General features: G+C 34.0%; 16 protein-coding genes. 12 read left to right on the top strand and 4 right to left on the bottom strand.

Translation table 11 applies throughout. The features are described 5' to 3' along the window. Window positions 1-28: 28 nt before the first annotated feature. Together ACJJVP_RS17160 and ACJJVP_RS17155 are read left to right on the top strand one after the other, a co-directional pair. Window positions 29-793, top strand: coding sequence for a LytR/AlgR family response regulator transcription factor (locus ACJJVP_RS17160; protein ID WP_405415650.1), 765 nt, complete (start codon window positions 29-31; stop codon window positions 791-793). A gap of 402 nt (window positions 794-1,195) precedes the next feature. Continuing rightward, entirely contained in the window at window positions 1,196-3,169 is a 1,974-nt protein-coding gene (locus ACJJVP_RS17155) for a sensor histidine kinase (protein WP_405415647.1), read from the top strand. 2 nt (window positions 3,170-3,171) lie between these two features. On the opposite strand, the gene ACJJVP_RS17150 is transcribed toward ACJJVP_RS17155, so the two are convergent. Further along, window positions 3,172-3,966: an SDR family oxidoreductase gene (locus ACJJVP_RS17150; protein WP_405415645.1), complete on the bottom strand. Its 795-nt coding sequence runs from the start codon at window positions 3,964-3,966 to the stop codon at window positions 3,172-3,174. Between the two features lie 45 nt (window positions 3,967-4,011). On the opposite strand from ACJJVP_RS17150, the gene ACJJVP_RS17145 reads away from it, so the two are divergent. The 6 genes from ACJJVP_RS17145 (at window position 4,012) to ACJJVP_RS17120 (ending at window position 13,172) form a co-directional block, all read left to right on the top strand. After that, entirely contained in the window at window positions 4,012-5,064 is a 1,053-nt protein-coding gene (locus ACJJVP_RS17145) for an o-succinylbenzoate synthase (protein WP_405415643.1), read from the top strand. Next, complete coding sequence (locus tag ACJJVP_RS17140; protein ID WP_405415641.1) at window positions 5,055-5,975, top strand: CPBP family intramembrane glutamic endopeptidase; 921 nt, start codon at window positions 5,055-5,057, stop codon at window positions 5,973-5,975. The genes ACJJVP_RS17145 and ACJJVP_RS17140 overlap by 10 nt, the downstream gene beginning before the upstream one ends. A gap of 4 nt (window positions 5,976-5,979) precedes the next feature. After that, window positions 5,980-7,050, top strand: a complete 1,071-nt coding sequence (locus ACJJVP_RS17135) for an AMP-binding protein (RefSeq protein WP_405415638.1) — start codon at window positions 5,980-5,982, stop codon at window positions 7,048-7,050. 40 nt (window positions 7,051-7,090) lie between these two features. Beyond that, window positions 7,091-8,440, top strand: coding sequence for a M24 family metallopeptidase (locus ACJJVP_RS17130; RefSeq protein WP_405415636.1), 1,350 nt, complete (start codon window positions 7,091-7,093; stop codon window positions 8,438-8,440). Window positions 8,441-8,609: 169 nt separating this feature from the next. After that, window positions 8,610-11,246 carry a carboxypeptidase-like regulatory domain-containing protein gene (locus tag ACJJVP_RS17125; RefSeq protein WP_405415634.1) on the top strand — a complete coding sequence of 879 codons (2,637 nt, stop codon included), beginning with the start codon at window positions 8,610-8,612 and terminating at the stop codon, window positions 11,244-11,246. 183 nt (window positions 11,247-11,429) lie between these two features. Further along, window positions 11,430-13,172, top strand: a complete 1,743-nt coding sequence (locus ACJJVP_RS17120; RefSeq protein ID WP_405415632.1) for a hypothetical protein — start codon at window positions 11,430-11,432, stop codon at window positions 13,170-13,172. Window positions 13,173-13,345: 173 nt separating this feature from the next. On the opposite strand, the gene ACJJVP_RS17115 is transcribed toward ACJJVP_RS17120, so the two are convergent. After that, the gene (locus ACJJVP_RS17115) at window positions 13,346-14,974 is read right to left on the bottom strand and encodes an acyl-CoA carboxylase subunit beta (RefSeq protein ID WP_405416222.1); all 1,629 of its coding nucleotides are present in this window, start codon (window positions 14,972-14,974) and stop codon (window positions 13,346-13,348) included. Window positions 14,975-15,046: 72 nt separating this feature from the next. On the opposite strand from ACJJVP_RS17115, the gene ACJJVP_RS17110 reads away from it, so the two are divergent. The 3 genes from ACJJVP_RS17110 to ettA all read left to right on the top strand — a co-directional run bounded on the left by ACJJVP_RS17110 (window position 15,047) and on the right by ettA (window position 18,028). Then, window positions 15,047-16,018: a Gfo/Idh/MocA family protein gene (locus tag ACJJVP_RS17110; protein ID WP_405415629.1), complete on the top strand. Its 972-nt coding sequence runs from the start codon at window positions 15,047-15,049 to the stop codon at window positions 16,016-16,018. 76 nt (window positions 16,019-16,094) lie between these two features. Beyond that, window positions 16,095-16,271, top strand: coding sequence for a CAL67264 family membrane protein (locus ACJJVP_RS17105; protein WP_167333101.1), 177 nt, complete (start codon window positions 16,095-16,097; stop codon window positions 16,269-16,271). A gap of 65 nt (window positions 16,272-16,336) precedes the next feature. Next, on the top strand, window positions 16,337-18,028 hold the full coding sequence (gene ettA / locus ACJJVP_RS17100) for an energy-dependent translational throttle protein EttA (protein WP_405415626.1): 1,692 nt from the start codon (window positions 16,337-16,339) through the stop codon (window positions 18,026-18,028). Between the two features lie 154 nt (window positions 18,029-18,182). Here ettA and ACJJVP_RS17095 read toward each other — a convergent pair whose 3' ends face one another. Beyond that, window positions 18,183-19,004: an MBL fold metallo-hydrolase gene (locus ACJJVP_RS17095; protein WP_405415623.1), complete on the bottom strand. Its 822-nt coding sequence runs from the start codon at window positions 19,002-19,004 to the stop codon at window positions 18,183-18,185. 4 nt (window positions 19,005-19,008) lie between these two features. Next, entirely contained in the window at window positions 19,009-19,473 is a 465-nt protein-coding gene (locus tag ACJJVP_RS17090) for a GNAT family N-acetyltransferase (protein ID WP_405415620.1), read from the bottom strand. A gap of 154 nt (window positions 19,474-19,627) precedes the next feature. Between ACJJVP_RS17090 and ACJJVP_RS17085 the strand changes: the two genes are divergently transcribed. Then, window positions 19,628-20,515, top strand: a complete 888-nt coding sequence (locus ACJJVP_RS17085; protein ID WP_036153674.1) for a hypothetical protein — start codon at window positions 19,628-19,630, stop codon at window positions 20,513-20,515.

The raw sequence follows: 20,515 nt of genomic DNA, 5'->3' as shown, positions 1-20,515 counted from the left end.
GAGTATAACCCACAAACCATTTTAAGTCTTGGAACAACCCATAAAAATTCTAATTGTTGAGGATAATGTAATCATTGCAGATGATATGCAATCTATGTTAGAGGAAATAGGATACGAAATTGTTGATAACGTAATTGTTTACGAACAGGCAGTTGAAGTGTTAAAAACCCAACAGGTAGATTTAGTTCTTATTGATATTATCTTAGCCTCTGATAAAACAGGAATAGATTTGGGTAAACATATTAGAGAAAATTATGACATTCCATTCATTTTTGTTACCTCTAACTCTGATCGTGCGACTGTTGAGAATGCCAAAACGGTAAAACCTAACGGATATTTAGTAAAACCTTTTGAACAACAAGATTTATATACCTCTATTGAAATCGCCTTATCGAACTTCATTTATGGTAAACAAAATGCTGCCAGTAATGCTGTTGTTAACGACAATAGTAAAGAAGATGTAGCAATGTCCAATTCGATATTGAAGGATTCTATTTTTGTAAAAAAGCAACATCTTTATTATAGAATTCAATTTGGAGATATTCAATTTATAAAAGCTGACAATGTTTATTTGGAAGTAAATACTGTAGATAAGAAATTTCTGGTTCGTTCTCCTTTAAAAGATTATTTGGAGAAATTACCACAGAATAAATTTTATAGAGCTCACAAGTCATATATCGTAAATGTAGATCATATCGATGCCATTAATTCTAAGGATATTATGATTAATAATACTCTCATTCCTATTTCTAAAGATTTTAAAGAATTTATTATCTCGGCGATGAATTCATAACTAGAAAATCTATATGTTTTAAACACCTTTTTTTAAGGTGTTTTTTTTTGTCAAATTTTAGATAAAAGGTTTTTAATTGTCGTTTAAAGGTATATTTTTATCGGCGAAATACATATTTGGTAAAAAGTATTTCGTTTCACCACAACTATTAGGGGTTACACAACAAATAATAAATTTCCGGATGGGTAATTTATAAATTTGGGTTATCAAGAATTGTTAGATTTTAAAGAAGAATTAAGTTATAATTCAAGATTTAACTGCAGTTTGTAAGGAATAAAATAAAAGTACGTAGAACACGCTTTTGTAATCTATTCTAATTGAGAAAACAATTATAATAGCTCACAACAAAAATTTAATAGGATCAAATTTTCATTTTAAGTTTGATTCTGTTTTTAATGAAATATGAAAAACACCTTCATTTTAAGATTAATTTTCACTTTATTTTTAAGTGTTTTTACTTGCCTAGGTATTGCGCAAGAAAGTATTGTGTCTCAAAATGAAGATTACTACAAACAGTTTCAAGATTTAGAGAACGGTGAACTACGTTCTTTCTTCTTTTTTAACACTCCCAATCGTTATAACCAGAATTCGCCTTATGATTGGTTAGATACCGTTAAGGTGTATTTAAATAGTTCTGAGAAAACGAACGATTCAGTTTCTATTAGAAATTACCAACTTATAGAGTCTCAGATTTATTATGATTTGGGAAATTATGAAAAAAGTTTAGCCATTGCTAGACCTATGTATGAAGACTTCTTGGAAGTATTGGACATAGAGTCTAAAAGAACAATTTTAGGAGTTTTAGATGATAATTACGCAAAACTGGAGCTTTACGATAAACAAATTGAAATAAGAAGGGTAAAACGTGAGCTAGGTTTAATTGATAATGTAGCCTTTTACGATATTTATGCCAGTTTAGGTCAGTATAGAAAAGCTATGCGAGATTATATGACTGAAGAGAAAAAAGTTTTAAAAGACGATGATTACTTTGGTCAAGCAATTTATAATAATACCATAGGTAATTACTTGAGACTTGATAAATCGACTGCTACCGCTTTAAGTTATTTCAAAAAAGCAGAGGGTTTAATAAAAGTTTTTTTGAGCGATGTTACCAATCAGCATACTGACAAAGAAATTGCGGATGGTAGAATCTTAAATGGATTGATTATTGGCAACATTGGTAAATGTCATGTTCAGTTAGGTGAGTATGAAAAGGCAATACCGTTCTTAGAAGAGAGTAGAGAAATAATTAAAAAATACAATAAGAGTAAATTTTCATCAGATATTATAGAAAACACTTTGGCATTGGCCGAATGTTATCTAAAGTTAGATAATTATATTAAAGCAACGGATTATTTGAGTGATGACCTCAATCCGATTAAATCTGAAAATATATTAAAACGTAATCGTATTTTTGCAGATTATTATTTTAAAACTGGTGATTTTCAGAACTCTACCGTTTATCTTAAGAAGAATATTAGAATAAGAGATTCTATTGATGGATTGGCATCAAACATTAAAAATCAGCAATTAACATCTGTTGTTGCGCAAGATTTAGAGAATTCTAGAAAAGCGATAGAGCAGCAGAAAGCTCAGTTAGAAGAATCAAGAAAAGATATTAAGGCAAGAGATGATAAAATTAGTTTGGTTTTTGTATCCTTGATATTTACACTTATTGGTTTTGCTGGTTTAGTTTATGCTTATTTAAAGAGTATCAAAAATCAACGTTTAATTGCGGAGCAAAAATTCATCATTGAAAACTCGTTAGTGGAGAAAGATTCTTTATTGAAAGAAATTCATCATAGGGTCAAAAACAACCTGCAAATGGTATCTAGTTTGTTAAGTCTACAAACTAAAAATACTAGAAGTAAAGCTGCTATTGCTGCGTTAGAAGAAGGTAAGAGTAGGGTGAAGGCGATGGCGTTAATACACCAAAAATTATATCAAAATGATGACCTATCGGTTATTGAGATGCAAGGGTATATTGAAAGTTTGATTAACAGCATTCAGTCGGTTTATAAAAAAGGTGGACATAGTATTAATATTACTATCGACGCCGAAGGTGTAGAATTAGATATTGACAGGGCAATTCCATTCGGACTTATATTAAACGAATTGGTTTCGAATTCATTTAAATATGCTTTTCCTAATGATGATAGCGATGGAAAAATATATATTCATTTGCGTAAAATTACGGGTCAAGAAGGTTTCTTTGAGTACACCGATAATGGTATCGGTTTACCAGAAGATTCAGATGAACGAGCAAGTTCTTCTATGGGTATTCGTTTAATGAGTAGATTGGCTAACCAGCTTCAGACTTCAATGAATACTGATAAAACACAAGACGGTGTACGTTTCTGGTTTAATTTTAAATAGGATTAACGAACTTTACTTTTCATAACTACTTTATGTAAAAGTTTAGGGAAGAATCTTTTGAGATAAAGTCCGAATTTCTCTTTTCCACCGACATAGGTTTCAAATCTTTTCTTTTCAATTGCAGAGATAATTTCTTTTGCACAATCATTAACTGGCATTCCATTTTCTGTGGCATTATCTTCTTTTTGTAAAGCAGATCCATCACCGGTTAATGCATTTTTCGCAACATTTGTTTGTATGAATCCTGGGCAAATTATTGATACGTATACATTATCTTTCTCATGTTCCATACGTAAGGCATCAAAGAAGCCGTGTAGTGCATGTTTTGCACCACAATAACCTGAACGATATGGAGAGGAAAATTTACCCATTAAGCTGGTAACAGTAACGAAATGACCGCTTTTTTGAGCTGTGAAATAGGGTAGTAGATGTTTTGTAAGTTTAATAGTACCCAGATAATTAACATCTACCATTTGTTGATACACTTCAAATTTTGTGTCAATGATAAGTGAACGTTGACTTAGTCCGCCATTATTAATTAAAATGTCTATTTTACCGTAGATAGATATAGCCGTTTCGGTTATGCTTTCTAGTGAGTCGAATGCTGTTAAATCTAAAGGAAGTATAGCTGCATTTTCAGGAAATTTACATTTACCTTTTACTTCTAAAAGAACATCTGCTCTTCTTGCTGATAGTATAATTTTTGCTCCAAGTTCGTTTAATTGATATACCAATGCCTCTCCAATTCCAGAAGATGCTCCTGTTACCCAAATCACCTTATTTTCTATACTAGCCATTCCGTCGTATTTAAACTCAAAATATAGTTAAATTTGAATGATTATATGAAGGCAACATTTAAAAAGTATCTCTTAAATTTTAAAAACCCTAGCGGAACTTCTAGAGGAATTCTACGAACTAAAGAAACTTGGTTTCTTTTTTTACTAGAAGAAGGAAAATGGGGTGTTGGTGAATGCGGACTTTTTAGAGGTCTTAGTTTTGATGATGTTCCTGAATATGAAGAAAAATGTGCTTGGGTAGCACAAAATATTAATTTGGGAGAAACCAAATTGCTAAAGCAGTTACAGGATTTTCCAAGTATTCAATTCGGGATAGAGCAGGCTTTTATGTCACTCCGTTTTAAAAATCCTTTTCATCTTTTTGATTCTACTTTTTTAAATAACCAAAAACCAATATCTATAAACGGCTTGGTTTGGATGGGTGATAAGGAGTTTATGCATCAACAAATAGAAGAAAAACTAAAGAATGGCTTTTCTTGTATAAAAATGAAAATTGGTGCAATTGATTTTGATACTGAAATAGCATTGCTAAAATCTATTAGAGAACGTTATTCAAAAGAAGCGATTGAATTACGGGTAGATGCCAACGGGGCATTTACACCACAAGAAGCTTTATTTAAACTAGATATTTTATCTAAACTTGATTTACACTCTATAGAACAACCTATTAAACAAGGGCAAGCTGAAGAAATGAAAAGGCTTTGTAGTAATACGCCTTTGCCAATTGCTTTAGATGAAGAATTAATTGGTGTGGTTGATCTAACAAAAAAGGCAGCGTTGCTACAAACAATACAACCACAATATATAATTTTGAAACCAAGTTTGGTTGGTGGTTTTGCAGGAAGCAGTGAATGGATTTCTATTGCAGAAAAGAATAACATAGGGTGGTGGGTTACGAGTGCCTTAGAGAGTAATATTGGTTTAAATGCCATTGCACAGTGGACGGCAACATTACATAATGATATGCCACAAGGATTAGGCACCGGTTCTCTTTTTACGAATAATATTGAGAGCCCGTTAGAGGTTAATAATGGAGGTTTGTTTTATAACAGCTCTAAAAAATGGAATACAAATTTAATTGAAAGTTTATGTATATAGAACAGGGGTATAAAGGTGATTTAGGTTTGTGGAAATATTTAATTATTCCCGGTTGTTTTATTGGGTTTATGATATTGAACTATATCGCAATTATATTATCACCAGTTAGTGTTGAGGATAGTATGGAGCAAATGATAGCAAGTTTAGGCTCTAATTTGGTATTGATTATTTTGCTTGTACCATTGGCTGTAGGTTTATTTGTGGTACTGGGATGGACGAAATTAGTACACTCTCAGAGCATTACTAGTTTAACGACATCAAGAAAAAAAATAGATTGGAAAAGAGTTTTTTTTGCCTTTGGTGTATGGGGATTGATAACAATAATTTTAACTTTTATAGGTATTTTTTTCTCTCCTGAAGATTACTTGTTTAATTTTAAGCTGATGCCATTTTTAAGTTTGGCTTTAATTGGGATAATCCTAATTCCTTTACAAACTAGCTTTGAGGAGTATTTGTTTAGAGGTCATATGATGCAAGGATTGGGTATTGCCACAAAAAAAAGATGGGTACCTTTAGTTGTTACTTCTGTATTATTTGGATTAATGCATTTGGGAAATCCTGAAGTAGAGAAACTGGGTTATGGTATAATGATATACTATATAGGTACTGGTTTTTTTCTTGGTATTATAACCCTAATGGATGAAGGTCTAGAACTTGCTTTAGGTTTTCATGCCGCTAATAATTTAATTGGAGCGTTATTGTTGACTGCTGACTGGACTGCTTTTCAAACTGATTCATTGTATAGGGATGTTTCTGATCCAATTTTGGGTTGGGATGTCTTGGTGCCGGTATTTATAGTATTCCCTATTCTATTAATAATCTTTTCAAAAAAGTATGGCTGGACCAACTGGAAAGAAAAATTAACAGGAGAGGTGTTATCTGAAGAAGAATTTCTGAAACTAGATAATTAGTGCAATGTATAAAGTTTCAGTACACCCCAATTTTTCCATTCATGGTAGATCTATTTCTTTTGCCGATTTATCAGAGGTAGGCTATAGTCTAATTAAGGAAGGGGAAGAATTTGAAAAGCACATTGGCGAATTCATTATAGATTGGATAGATGATTCACCTACCATTTCGGTAAAGACATCTGGTTCTACGGGTACTCCAAAAACCATCGTTTTAAAGAAAGTACAAATGGAAAATAGCGCTTTGGCAACAGGCAGCTATTTTAATTTATCTCCTGGTTCTTCTGCATTGTTGTGCTTACCTGCTACTTATATTGCTGGTAAAATGATGTTAGTTAGAGCTATGGTTTTGGGGTTAGATATTCATTTCGTTCCACCTACTTCAAATCCGTTAGAAGGTATAAACAGGTCTTTTGATTTTGGCGCTATGGTACCCTTACAAGTTGCTAATTCATTAACGAAGCTTTCCCTATTGCATAAATTAATTGTTGGTGGCGCTCCTATTTCTACTTCTATAAGAAAGGAAATAAAAGGAATTTCAAATGCTAGTTATGAGACCTATGGTATGACAGAGACTATAACGCATATTGCAGTTAAGCCTTTGAATAATATCGTAAGTGATGATATGCCTTTTTCTGTCTTACCAGATGTTGTAATATCTAAAGACGACAGAAACTGTTTGGTAATTAATGCTCCAAAGATTGCTGATGAAACTGTAGTTACTAATGATGTTATTGAATTGGTTTCTACAAAAGAATTTAAATGGTTGGGCAGATTTGATAATGTAATTAATTCTGGCGGAATTAAATTACATCCTGAACATATAGAAAAAGTACTTTCCAAATATGTAAATGTTCCTTTTTTTATTATAGGTGTTGAGGACGAAGAATTAGGTCAAAAGGTGGTATTGGTAGTAGAGGATGCATCTAAATCTGAGATTCAAAAAATAATTGATACTATTCAAGATATTAGGAAGTTTGAAAAGCCGAAGAATATTTTGGTTGCAAAAGAATTTCAAAGAACTGAAAACGGTAAAGTACAACGTTCTAAAACTCTCGAACAAATTTTGAAGCCTTAATTAATTCTGTTATTTTCATCATTAGAAAAACCACTATCTAATGATCAAACAATTAATTATCTTATTATTTTTTGCACAAGGTTATGTATTAAACGCTCAGCAAATTCTAACTGTAAAAGAAAGAGCTCAGGTAATAGATGAAATATTAGACGACCGTTTCAATAATTTGTTGCCCGAACTTATGGATGCCGCAGACTTAGATATGTGGGTGGTTATCTCAAGAGAATACAATGAAGATCCCGTAATTAAGACTATGCTCCCGGCTACGTGGTTAAATGCCCGTAGAAGAACTATAATTTTATTTTACAGAGATAAGGCTAAGAACACTATAGAGAAGTTGGCTGTAGCCCGTTACAACGTTGGTAAAAATATTGTTTCTGCTTGGGATAAGGAGAAAGAACCAAATCAGTGGACTCGATTAATGCAGTTGATATCCGAAAGAAATCCGAAGAAAATCGGACTTAATTATTCTACAGACCACAATATTGCAGATGGCTTGGTAAAGACAGATTATGAAGAGTTCATGGCAAACCTGCCTAAGAAATATATTTCAAAAGTGACCTCTGCTGAGCAACTAGCTGTTCGTTGGATTGAAACAAGGTCTGAGCGAGAAATGGTCATTTATAACCAATTAGTAGATATTACACATGATATTATTGCGGAGGCTTTTTCTGAGAAAGTAATTACGCCTGGTGTTACTACAACCTCGGATGTGGTTTGGTGGATGCGACAAAAAGTTACCGATTTAGGATTGGAAACTTGGTTTCATCCAACCGTGGACGTTCAAAGAAGTGAGAAGGGTAAAAAAAGCGAATTCTATTCTTTTGCAAATAAGCCTGATGATATGGTTATTCTACCGGGAGATTTAGTGCATTGCGATTTTGGTATTACTTATTTGCGTTTAAATACAGACTGTCAAGAATTGGCATATGTGCTTAAGCCAGAAGAAACTACTGCGCCTGACTTTTTGGTGAACGGATTAAAAGATGGTAATAGGGTACAAGATTTTTTGACCAACAATATGGTTAAGGGTAGGTCTGGGAATGATATTCTAGCAAAATCATTGAAGGAAGCTAAAACAGCAGGCTTAAAACCATCAATATATACGCATCCACTTGGCTTATATGGTCATTCTGCTGGTACAACAATTGGTATGTGGGATTCCCAAGGCGGTGTTATGCGTGACGACGGTGAAAATTATGGTTTAAATCCAAACACGGTGTATGCTATTGAATTAAATACCACGGTTAACATACCAGAATGGAATAGAGATATACGTATCATGCTTGAAGAAGCCGGCTTTTATGGTGAAGAAGGTTTTAGGTATGTTAATGGTAGACAGACAGAACTTTTGTTGATACCAAGAGTAAAAGGGCATCAGGGTAATTAATCTTCTATTTGTAAGATTTATAATTCGTTATATAATAAAAATCTTATTTTTTTAATATTAGGCACTTGATTTAATTGGCTGTTATTCATATATTTAAGAATACCTTAACAATTTTTAAATAACCAGCCAAATGATATCGATTACTAAACTTCATATAAAGTATTGCCTTTTGTCATTTTTATGTACACTAAGTTTGGGACTTTTTGGACAAGATCAATATAAAGGAACAGTACTGGATGCGGAAACACAAGAGACGCTTCCTTTTGTAAATATTGGAATCGTAAATAAAGGTGTAGGTACCGTAAGTAATTTTGATGGGGAATTTTATCTAGAGATTGATAAAGCTGATTTTTCTAATAGCGATATTCTACAATTTTCATCTGTAGGTTATAAAACGGTTCAGTTCAAAATTTCCGAGGTAAGCTTTAATAATACACTTTTTCAAAAAGTTGTCATGCAGCCCGAGGCAATGCAATTAAACGAGGCCATTGTTACCGCTAAATATTTAAAAGGTAAAATAAATGATGCTATAGGTTTTTCCTATCCAAGTAAAAATAAGTACGGGTACTGGAAAGGGGATGGTTCATTGGGCGCTGAATTGGTAACAAGAATAAGTGTAGATAAGAAGAAACATTTCTTAAAGGATTTTCATTTTTATGTGAACGAGAATTATTCTGATAGCGTTTTGGTACGTATCAATATTTACGAGGGGGGTACCATCTATCCTGAAGGTAAATTATTGAAAAAGAACGTTACTAAAATGATTGGCAATTCTCCTGGAGAGGTAACTGTAGATTTAAAACCATACAATATTATTGTAGATGAAGATTTTAGTATTGGTCTAGAATTATTGGAAGTATATGGTAAGCGTGTGGGCTTGGTTTTGGCTGCGGACTATAGACCAAGTACTTCGTATAGAAGATATGTGAGTCAAGGACAATGGAAAACGTTCAGGGGAGATGCAATGACTTTTTATTTGAATACGTCTACTTTGAGTGATGGAGACATTTCTCAAATCTCAGATTATTCCAGAAACAAAACTCTTCAAAATTCTTTTAAAACTCCAATAATAAATATCAACCCTATTAAAACACATAGATCAATTACAGGTTTTGTTTTTAATAATGGTGAGCCTGTTGAAAATGCTACTGTTCAAATAACGGAGTCATTAAAACAGACGCAAACAGACGCCTATGGTAGGTATAACATTATGGCACAAATAGGTGATGTCATAAGTTTTGATTATTTAGGTTTTGAAAAGGTAGAGCGTGAAGTTGCAGAAACCATACATAATATAAATGTAAGCATGAACTTCAAGGTAGAAGAATTAGCAGGAGTAACAGTTACTGAAAGAGCACGCTTAAAGAAAACCGAGGCAGAAATGTTCTCTGAATATTTAACGAATGATGAATTCGCTAAAACTGCTTATGGAACTCTTGACAAAAAAACAATTGGTCATGCTATAACTATTGTAGATGGCAAGAGTTTAAATTTAACTGCCCCGAATATCCTTGCGGCTATCGACGGTAAAATAGCGGGTGTTCGGGTAGGGAACGTAAAAGTTGAAAATCCTTGTTTTGGATGTTCTTTTACCAAAGTTGTTGTTTTTATAAGAGCGGGAAGCGGGTCAATAAAGAATTTGAGACCTGCTATATTCGAGGTTGATGGTATAATCTATGAAGAAGTGCCTTATTTCTTGGATTTGAATGTAATTGAGCGCATAGCGGTAATACCTGGTCTTGCTGGCGTTGGAAGGTATGGGCAAGTTGCTGCAGGAGGTGTAATTGCAATAAGTACTCACGTTTCCAATTTTGCTAATAAAAATGGTAAAAACATTGATCAAGCATTAATACAACGTAATATTTATCAGCACGATGCAATAGATAAAGAACAAGCTAATAAAAATTTGCCAAGCTACCTTCAAGCTCTTTTTGCTTGTAATAAATTTGAAGCGGCTAAGAAAGTATTTGAAGAAAATGAGAAGCTTTATAGTAGTTCTGCCTATTTTTTTCTTGATGCCTATATTTATTTTACAGCTAATTGGAAGCAAGAAAAATTCAACAATGATATCATTTCTAATCATCAGTCGCTATTTGAGAATAACATCAATGAAATGAAGGCATTGGCGTATGCGTACCAACGAGTAGGTGAATTTGAAAAAGCAAACAAACTATATACCAGTGTTTTTGTAAAAAGACCTAATTATGCGCAATCGTATCGGGATATGGCAAATAGTTATGTTGAGGTAGATGAGGTGCAAAAGGCAGCAAATTTGTATAGTAGGTACACTAAGCTATTGAACGATTCCTTTCTAGTGGCAGATACTATAGGATTACATCCAATAATTACAACTGAGTTCAACCACTTTTTGCAGCATAAAACCGATTATAGCATAAGTTCAGAAGATTTAAAAGAAGTGGCGGCTATGCGCGACGGTACAGATACACGACTTCTTTTTGAGTGGAACGATGATGAGGCTGAATTTGACCTTCAGTTCGTAAATCCAGAAAATCGCTATTTTGTTTCGAATACATCTCTAAACAATCAAAATGAATATTTTGGTAAGCAAGAATATTCATCGAGCAAAGAGTTCTTTCTTGAAAGTGATATTAAAGGAGAATGGATTGTAAATATAAATTATAAGGGTAATAAAAGTGGTTTGCCTACCTATTTAAAAGTGACCGCATTTACCGGCTACGGTACTAATAACGAAGAAAGTACTATTAGAATTTATAGGCTGTCTTTAAAAAATGTGAATCAAAACTTATTTTACTTACCGACTTTAGGGGTAGATAGGTTAAATTAAGCATAGTATTTACTTGAAAAACAAGTGTTTGAATAGTTCGGTTAGATGCGGTTTGTTGTAAATAATCTTTAATTTCGATAAAATGTTTTATTTATCACGATTAGTGTGTTGTTATTCTATCCATTTTAATCATGGATTAATTTTTGATGTCATATAGCAGACTTATCTTCAAAACTTTATACTATGAAAAAATTTATAATACTCTTTGCGCTAATAGCTTATGTTTCAAATGTTCAAGCACAAAGTAAAACAATCAAGGGTAAGGTTACCCAAATGGATACTCCTTTGGCAAATGTTCAGATTTCTATAATAGATTCTGATGTTTCTACTACAACTGACGCCAACGGGTTATATCAAATATCTGCCGAGCCTAGGGATGTTGTTGAATATACATACCCAGGTTTGAGTGATGTTCACATAATGGTAGAAGATATAACACGAATCTTAAATGTTGAAATGACTCAGAAAATTGAGCAATTAGATGAAGTTACTGTAAAAGGGAGTAATAGAAAATCACAGAATGAGCTACAACAAGAGTATAGTTATAACCCAAATCTTATAAAAACGGCATATGGTATTCTAGATAGCGAGACTGCACCAGGCAAAATTAGGTTTTTACAAGAAAATCAAATCAATGATGTTGGTATTTGTATTCTTGATTTAATGAAAAATGAGTTTTCAGGAGTTAATGTCGTAGGCGATTGCGTATATGGAGGACTTATTTATATCAGAGGTTTAAATTCTGTAAGTCAAGCGCCACCTGCGGTTTATGATGTTGACGGACAGGTATTGACTCAAACTCCTACTTGGATAGCACCCGCCGCTATTAAACGATTGGCTGTTTTAAATAATCTAGCTATGACTACAAGATATGGGTCTATAGGAGCTGGTGGTGTTATTGTGATTAATACTAAAGCTAGTGCATATTCTAGAACGGTAGATGGTAAACCTATTGATTATGCAAAAGTTAAAAATAATAAATATGATAATTCAACATTAAGCTCGGTTGATTTTAAGGAAGATAAACCTTTGTACATGAATGAACTTTTGAGTGCGAATACAGAAGAAAGGGCAAAGGCTATTTATGCAGAGCAAATCAAAAAATACAGTAGTTCTTATTTCTATGTTTTAGATGCTTATGATTACTTTTCTAATAGATGGAAAAATCAAGAATTTGCAGAAATGATTCTTCAGGAGAATGATAGAGTTCTAAGTGGAAACCCTTTAGCATTGAAATCTTTGGCATACATATATCAAGCAGAAGGAAAGTTTGAAAAGGCGAATAAACTATATGAAGATGTATACACCCTTAGAGCAGATTATGCACAGTCTTATTTAGATTTAGCTAATAGTTATAGAGAACTTGGTTTAAGCCAAAAAGCGGCGGCTATGTATCTACGATATGATTATTTATTGGCCGAAGAATTATTGGATATAGAAGAACAAGTGAAAACCATTATGGATCGGGATTTAAATAATTTAATTTCCTTAAAAGGAGCTGATTTAGTTTCAACAGATAAGGTGAATGAAATTAAACTTGATGATGATTTTAAAGGAACACGCTTGGTTTTTGAATGGAGTGATAGTGAGGCTGAATTTGAGTTACAATTTGTAAACCCTGAGAAAAGATATTATAAAAGTGAACACTCTTTAGTTGCAGATGCTGAGAGAATTCAAAGCGAAAAACGTTCAGGTTTCTCTAGTGAAGAATATTTAATAGATGATACGCTTCGTGGTAATTGGTTGGTTAATGCAACCTATTTAGGTAATAAAAGTTTGACTCCTACGTATTTGAAAGCCACTGTATATTATAACTACGGTAGTGCATCGCAACGAAAAGAAACAAAAGTCTTTAAACTGGGTCTACGTAATGTAAATCAGCAATTGTTTTCAGTATCAAATGCAGTAAGTATGGTTGCTAATTAAACTCGATAATCGAGATTTATATTAAAGCGGACTTGCTCTGAGCTTCTTTTTTAGGTAAAGAGTAAAACTGATATACGTTTAGATTTTGAAACACCCACATCATACTTAAAGTATATTGTGGGTATTTTTTTAATCTATATAGATTAATAATCTCTTAACTACGTCCGTTTACATTAAACCTGCAATACTCCCATGTTAAAAGGCTTCTCGATAGGCGAATGGTCAGCTGCTTCAATTCCCATAGAAACCCATTTACGGGTGTCTTTAGGATCTATGATAGCATCGGTCCATAATCTTGAAGCTGCGTAATACGGAGATACTTGATTGTCATATCGTTGCTTGATTTTATCATAAAGTTCCTTTTCTTTTTCTTCGGTAATGGTTTCCCCCTTCTTTTTTAAAGATGCCTTTTCAATCTGTAATAACACCTTTGCAGCAGAGTTGCCACCCATAACAGCAAGTTCTGCACTTGGCCAAGCAACAATTAATCTTGGGTCATAAGCTTTACCGCACATGGCATAATTTCCTGCACCGTAGCTATTACCTATAATAATAGTGAATTTTGGTACGACGGAGTTACTAACCGCATTTACCATTTTTGCACCATCTTTTATAATACCACCATGTTCACTCTTACTACCAACCATAAAACCGGTAACGTCTTGAAGAAAGACTAACGGAATTTTCTTTTGGTTGCAGTTAGCTATAAAACGGGTTGCTTTATCCGCAGAGTCAGAATAAATTACTCCGCCAAATTGCATTTCACCTTTTGCAGTTTTTACTACTTTTCTTTGGTTGGCAACGATACCAACTGCCCATCCATCAATACGTGCATAACCAGTAAGAATGGTTTGTCCGTAGCCAGCTTTATATTCTTCAAAATCAGATTCATCTACCAATCGCTTAATGATTTCCATCATATCGTATTGCTCAGCTCTAGAACTCGGAAGTATTCCGTAAATATCATCCGGATTTTCTTTTGGCTTCAAACTTTTCTTACGGTTGTATCCCGCTTTAGGGAAATTACCGATTTTATCCATAATATTCTTTATAGTATCTAAAGCCGCTGCATCATCTTTTGCTTTATAATCCGTTACTCCGCTAATTTCACAATGAGTGGTTGCTCCGCCTAACGTTTCATTATCGATACTTTCACCAATGGCAGCTTTTACTAAGTAGCTACCAGCTAAAAATATACTAGCGGTTTCATCTACAATAAGCGCTTCATCGCTCATAATCGGTAAGTAAGCACCACCGGCAACACAACTGCCCATAACTGCAGATATTTGGGTAATACCCATACTGCTCATGATGGCATTGTTTCTAAATATGCGACCAAAATGCTCTTTATCAGGAAAAATCTCATCTTGTAAAGGCAGGTACACTCCTGCGCTATCTACCAAGTATATTATTGGAAGTTTGTTTTCAATAGCTATTTCTTGTGCTCTTAAATTCTTCTTTGCGGTAATAGGAAACCATGCTCCGGCTTTTACTGTTGCATCATTGGCAACAACGATACATTGCTTGCCTTGTACATATCCAATTTTTACAACTACTCCGCCAGAAGGGCATCCGCCATGCTCTTTGTACATGCCGTCACCTACAAAAGCACCAACTTCTATTTGATCAGATTTTGGGTCTAAAAGATAATCAACACGTTCTCTAGCTGTCATTTTACCTTGGTCGTGCTGCTTGTCTATTTTGGCTTTTCCTCCGCCTAAATAAACCTCATTAAGCTTTCTTCTAAGGTCTGATAATAACAACTTATTCCTATCTTCGTTTTGATTGAATTTTAAATCCATTCTATATAATTTCTTTTCTTTTGATAAAGATAAGGAGTTAATTTTGGTGTTCATGCAACAAAAACAAAAAGTATGATTAAGTGGGGTATTGTTGGGGCAGGTAACATTGCTCATAGTTTTTCAAAGGATTTGGCTTTGGTAGATGGTGGTAAATTAGTTTCCGTTGCTTCTAGAAGTTTGGAGAAAGCACAGACTTTTGCCAATGAATATGGTGCGCCAAATGCTTATGGTAGTTATGAAGAATTGTTTAATAGCCAAAAGGTTGATATTATTTATTTGGCAACGCCACATACGTCACATGCAGATTTAAGTATTGCCGCAATGAAAGCGGGTAATGCCGTTTTATGCGAAAAACCAATAGGTGTAAACAAAGCGGAGGTAGAAAAAATGGTTGCTGTAGCCAAGAAGAATAATGTTTTTTTGATGGAGGCTTTATGGTCTAGGTTTAACCCTACGATTGTTAAAGTAAAAGAATTGGTAGATAATGGAACTATTGGCGACATTGGATATTTACATTCAGATTTTGCTTTTTATGCACTTGATAGGGATGAGGAAGGAAGATTGTTGAACCCCGATCTTGCCGGTGGATCTTTATTGGATATAGGTATCTACCCCGTATTTTTAGCTTATTTGATGTTAGGTAAACCAAAGGATATTAAGGCAACGGCGAATTTCTATAAAACAGATGTTGAAATGCAGTGTAGTATGATTTTTAATTATGACAATGCACAAGCTATCTTGTATAGCGGACTCAATTCAAATTCAGAAAAGAAATCTGAAATTGCCGGAAATAAAGGTACTATTTTCATACACCCTAGATGGCATGAAACAACAGGCTATACTTTAGAAAAAGATGGTGAAACAATCTCTAATGAAGTTGGGAAAAAAGGAAAAGGTTATGTGCACGAAATTGAAGAAGTTCATAATTGTTTGAATAACGGAAAAAAGCAAAGTGATATGTGGAGCCATCAAAATAGTCTCGATTTAATAGAGATTATGGATTCGGTACGTAAAATGACGGGAATTGTCTTTCCGTTTGAATAATAGCGGAGTTAATAGTGGACAAATATCTTAAAATTTACGATATTTGATGTTCGCTTAAATTTTAATAGACTCGAAAATGAACAAGAATACTGTGCTCACTTGGGCTACTTTTATTATGATTTTTGTAGGTCTTGCTCTTATTGCTTTAGGAGCTTTTCGCTATGATCAAGTTGCTGGTTGGGGTTTTGCATCCGTCGGAATTGGTTTTTTTGCTATTGCTTGGGTGTTCAACGCACTTAAGGGTAGAGTATAACATACATTTTAAACCGGTAGTGAATTTTCTACTAGCTTATAATTTTTCAATAAACACTATAATTTATGTCAGACGATAAGAAGGTAATCTTCTCCATGTCAGGAGTTACGAAAACCTATAAGAATGCTAATACCCCAGTTTTAAAGAACATTTACCTAAGTTTCTTCTATGGTGCCAAAATAGGTATCTTAGGTTTAAACGGTTCTGGTAAATCTACTTTACTGAAAATTATTGCTGGAGTAGATAAGAACTTTCAAGGTGATGTTGTTTTTTCTCCGGGCTACAAAGTTGGGTACTTGGAGCAAGAACCTGAACTGGATGAAAATAAGACCGTATTAGAGATTGTAAAAGAAGGAGTTGCAGAAACTGTTGCTATTCTTGATGAATACAATAAAATAAACGATATGTTCGGTCTTCCTGAAGTATATGAAGATGTAGACAAAATGCAGAAGTTGATGGATCAACAAGCTGTGTTACAAGATAAAATTGATGCTGCAAACGCTTGGGAACTTGATACCAAGTTAGAAATTGCAATGGATGCTCTGCGTACTCCAGATTCAGATAAGAAAATTGCCGTATTGTCAGGTGGTGAAAGAAGAAGGGTGGCTCTATGTAGATTACTGCTTCAAGAACCAGAGATATTATTGTTAGATGAGCCTACTAACCACTTGGATGCGGAATCTGTACACTGGTTAGAGCATCATTTGGCGTCTTATAAAGGAACGGTAATTGCCGTAACGCACGATAGGTATTTCTTGGATAATGTTGCCGGTTGGATTTTAGAGTTGGACAGGGGAGAAGGTATTCCTTGGAAAGGGAATTACTCTTCTTGGTTGGATCAAAAGTCTAAGCGTATGGCTCAAGAAAGTAAAACAGCTTCTAAAAGGCAGAAAACACTGGAGCGAGAGCTTGATTGGGTACGCCAAGGAGCAAAAGGTAGACAGACAAAACAAAAAGCACGTCTTAAGAACTACGATAAGTTAATGAGTCAAGATCAGAAACAGCTTGATGAAAAACTTGAAATCTATATTCCTAACGGACCACGTTTAGGTACCAACGTTATTGAAGCGAAGGGAGTAAGTAAGGCTTATGACGATAAGTTGCTATATGAGGATTTGAACTTTAAATTACCGCAAGCTGGTATTGTTGGTATTATTGGACCAAACGGTGCCGGTAAGACTACGATATTTAGAATGATCATGGGTGAGGAAACTCCTGATAAAGGAGAGTTTGAAACTGGTGAAACGGCTAAAATTGCATATGTTGATCAAAGTCATTCTAATATAGATCCTGAAAAAACCATTTGGCAAAATTTCAGTGATGAGCAAGAACTGGTGATGATGGGAGGTAAGCAAGTGAATTCTCGTGCTTACTTAAGCAGATTCAATTTCTCAGGTAGTGAGCAGAATAAAAAAGTGAATATGTTATCTGGTGGTGAACGTAACCGTTTACATTTAGCTATGACCTTAAAAGAGGAAGGTAACGTTCTTCTTTTGGATGAGCCTACCAATGATTTGGATGTAAATACGCTACGTGCCTTGGAAGAAGGTTTAGAAAACTTTGCTGGTTGTGCAGTGGTAATATCGCATGATAGATGGTTCTTGGATCGAATCTGTACACACATTCTTGCCTTTGAAGGTGATTCTCAAGTATATTTCTTTGAAGGGTCTTTCTCTGATTACGAAGAGAATAAGAAGAAGAGACTAGGAGGAGATCTTATGCCAAAGCGAATCAAATACAAGAAACTGATTAGATAATAAAGAATCAAAATAAAAAAGCCCGCAATTGCGGGCTTTTTTATTTTCAGCTAACAGCTAACAGCTAACAGCTAACAGCTAACAGCTAACAGCTAACAGCTAACAGCTAACAGCTAACAGCTAACAGCTAACAGCTAACAGCTAACAGCTTAAATTAGTATTCTTCATTAGGGTACCAATCTAATTGTATTACTTCAATATTTTGGTTGCCTGCATCTACTAATTGCTTAAATTTTGCAACATCACTAACATCTGGCTTGCCTCTGTAATGATAAGGGTATACTTGTTTAGGCTTAAAGTCTAAAACGGCAGCAGCAGCACTTTCTTCTGTCATAGTATATGGTAGGTTCATGCATATAAAAGCTTTGTCTATGTTTTTTAAAGAACGCATTTCAGGTATATCCTCGGTATCTCCAGAAAAATAAATACGCTGACCATCAATATTAAGAACATAACCGTTACCGCGTCCTTTTTCATGAAATTTTAAAGCCTCTTTTCTTAAGTTGTACATGGGTATGGCTTCTATGGTAATGTCGTTAAGTTCTGTAGTGGTGCCGTTTGCCATAATTTCCAATTGTTCTGAATATTCTTTAGGTAATTTATCTGCAACCGCCTGTGGTACTACAAAAGTGGAGTTAGAAGTGTCTAGGGCATTTAAGGTTTCTACGTTTAAATGATCACCGTGTATATCGGTAATCAATATTAAGGTAGGGTTCTTTTGACCTTCAAAAGCAACAGCTCCGCCTACTGGATCAATATAAATGACAACATCGTTCCATTCTAAGACTGCCGTTGCATGTTCTATGGGAGTGATTTTAATGCCTTCTGATTTGCGCTCGTTGATTATTTCGGTAACCGATTTGCTTTCTTCAATTTCGGACGTAGTATCCACATCGCTCTCCGATTTTTTGGCATCTTTACATGCAAATGTCAAAAATCCCAATATTAGTAAAAGAAGCAATTTATTTATTTTCATTTGGTTACGTTAAAAGTGTTAATTCCATTTTAATATCTGATCGAAGGTACTCTAAATTATTTTCCAAATGCACATTTTTAAAACCGAATTTCTTATATATATGCAGCGCGGTGTCTAATTTAGTACTGGAGTACAATTCTAGAGTTTCCCATTTTTTAGTCTTTGAAAATTCTATGGCATAGGCTAGCATTTTTTGTCCGATTTTTAAACCTTGATGGTTTTTGTCAACTGCCATCTTGCCCAATTCAAAACGATTGGACTTCTTTTTAATCAATGCAAAGCATCCTACGGGTTCATTGTTCCATAATCCTATAAAGATATATCCGCCCTTATCAATAATTGTAGATTGACTATGTTCCAATAACTCCCTGTCTTTTTCTTCGACCTTGAAATATTCAGTAATCCAGACAATATTCAAATCTCTAAAGTTTTGAGTATATTTAGGCTCGTAAGGCACTATGCTAAGCATGATTTTAAGGTGTTTTTTTAACTTGTTAACTAAGGTATGTCATATTATATAGTCACTGCCAAGGTTTATAAATTAATTTAACATTAAAAAATCTAAAATTTGAATTACCACGTATATAAACTGAACAAACAGACACTTTATTAAATTAAACATTATGACTGAAACAAAAAACAACAATGGCTTAAAGGTTTTGACCGCTCTTTTAGGTGTTGTGCTTTTAGGTACTATCATTTACACAGTTAGTCTTTACCAAGACAAAAAGAAGACTGAAGTAGTACTTACCAAAGAAAAGGAATTAGTAGTTGAAGATTTAAATAGCTTAAAATCTGAGTATGATAAGGCTATTTTAGAAAGCAACGCTACTAATGAGGAGTTGGTAAGCGCAAGAGATAATATTGCAAAATATATTGACTCTGTAAAAACTATGAAAGCTGATATTGGATCTTTATCTAGATATAGAAGACAAGTTGGCGTTCTTAAAGCTGAAAGAGAGCAATTATTGAAGCAAGTAGATTCTTTAACACGTTCTAATACTGCTATTGCTATGCAACGTGACAGTACGTACGTTGAATTGGAGAAGCAAACTGTATTTAATGATTCATTGGTAGTACAAAACACAAACTTGGCTCAAGTAGTTGAAAAAGGTTCTGCGTTGAACCTATCTAAATTTAATGTTGATGCCGTTAAAGAACGTAACAGTGGTAAATTGGTTTCTACACAAAGAGCTAAAGCAACTGATAAATTCAAAATTTGTTTTACTGTAGCGGATAACGTAATTGCACAAGCTGGTGACAGAGAATTTTTCTTAGAAGTTTTAGATCCTCAAGGTAATGTACTTGGTGGTAGCAACTCTATGACGAATGATAATGGAGCTTCTATTACTTATAGTAAGCAAACTGGTTTCTACTACGAGAACAAATCTTTAGATGTATGTGATTATATCAGTAAGCCTTCTGGTGATTTTAAAGATGGGAATTACATGGTGAACGTATATGACGACCAATTAAAATTATTGGGTACTTCTAAATTCATGTTGAAGTAA

It is taken from the genome of Maribacter sp. Asnod1-A12, assembly GCF_045063735.1.
Classification (GTDB): Bacteria; Bacteroidota; Bacteroidia; order Flavobacteriales; family Flavobacteriaceae; genus Maribacter.
Note: the sequence above shows the minus strand (reverse complement) of the source record. Positions and strands in the feature narration are given on the sequence as shown.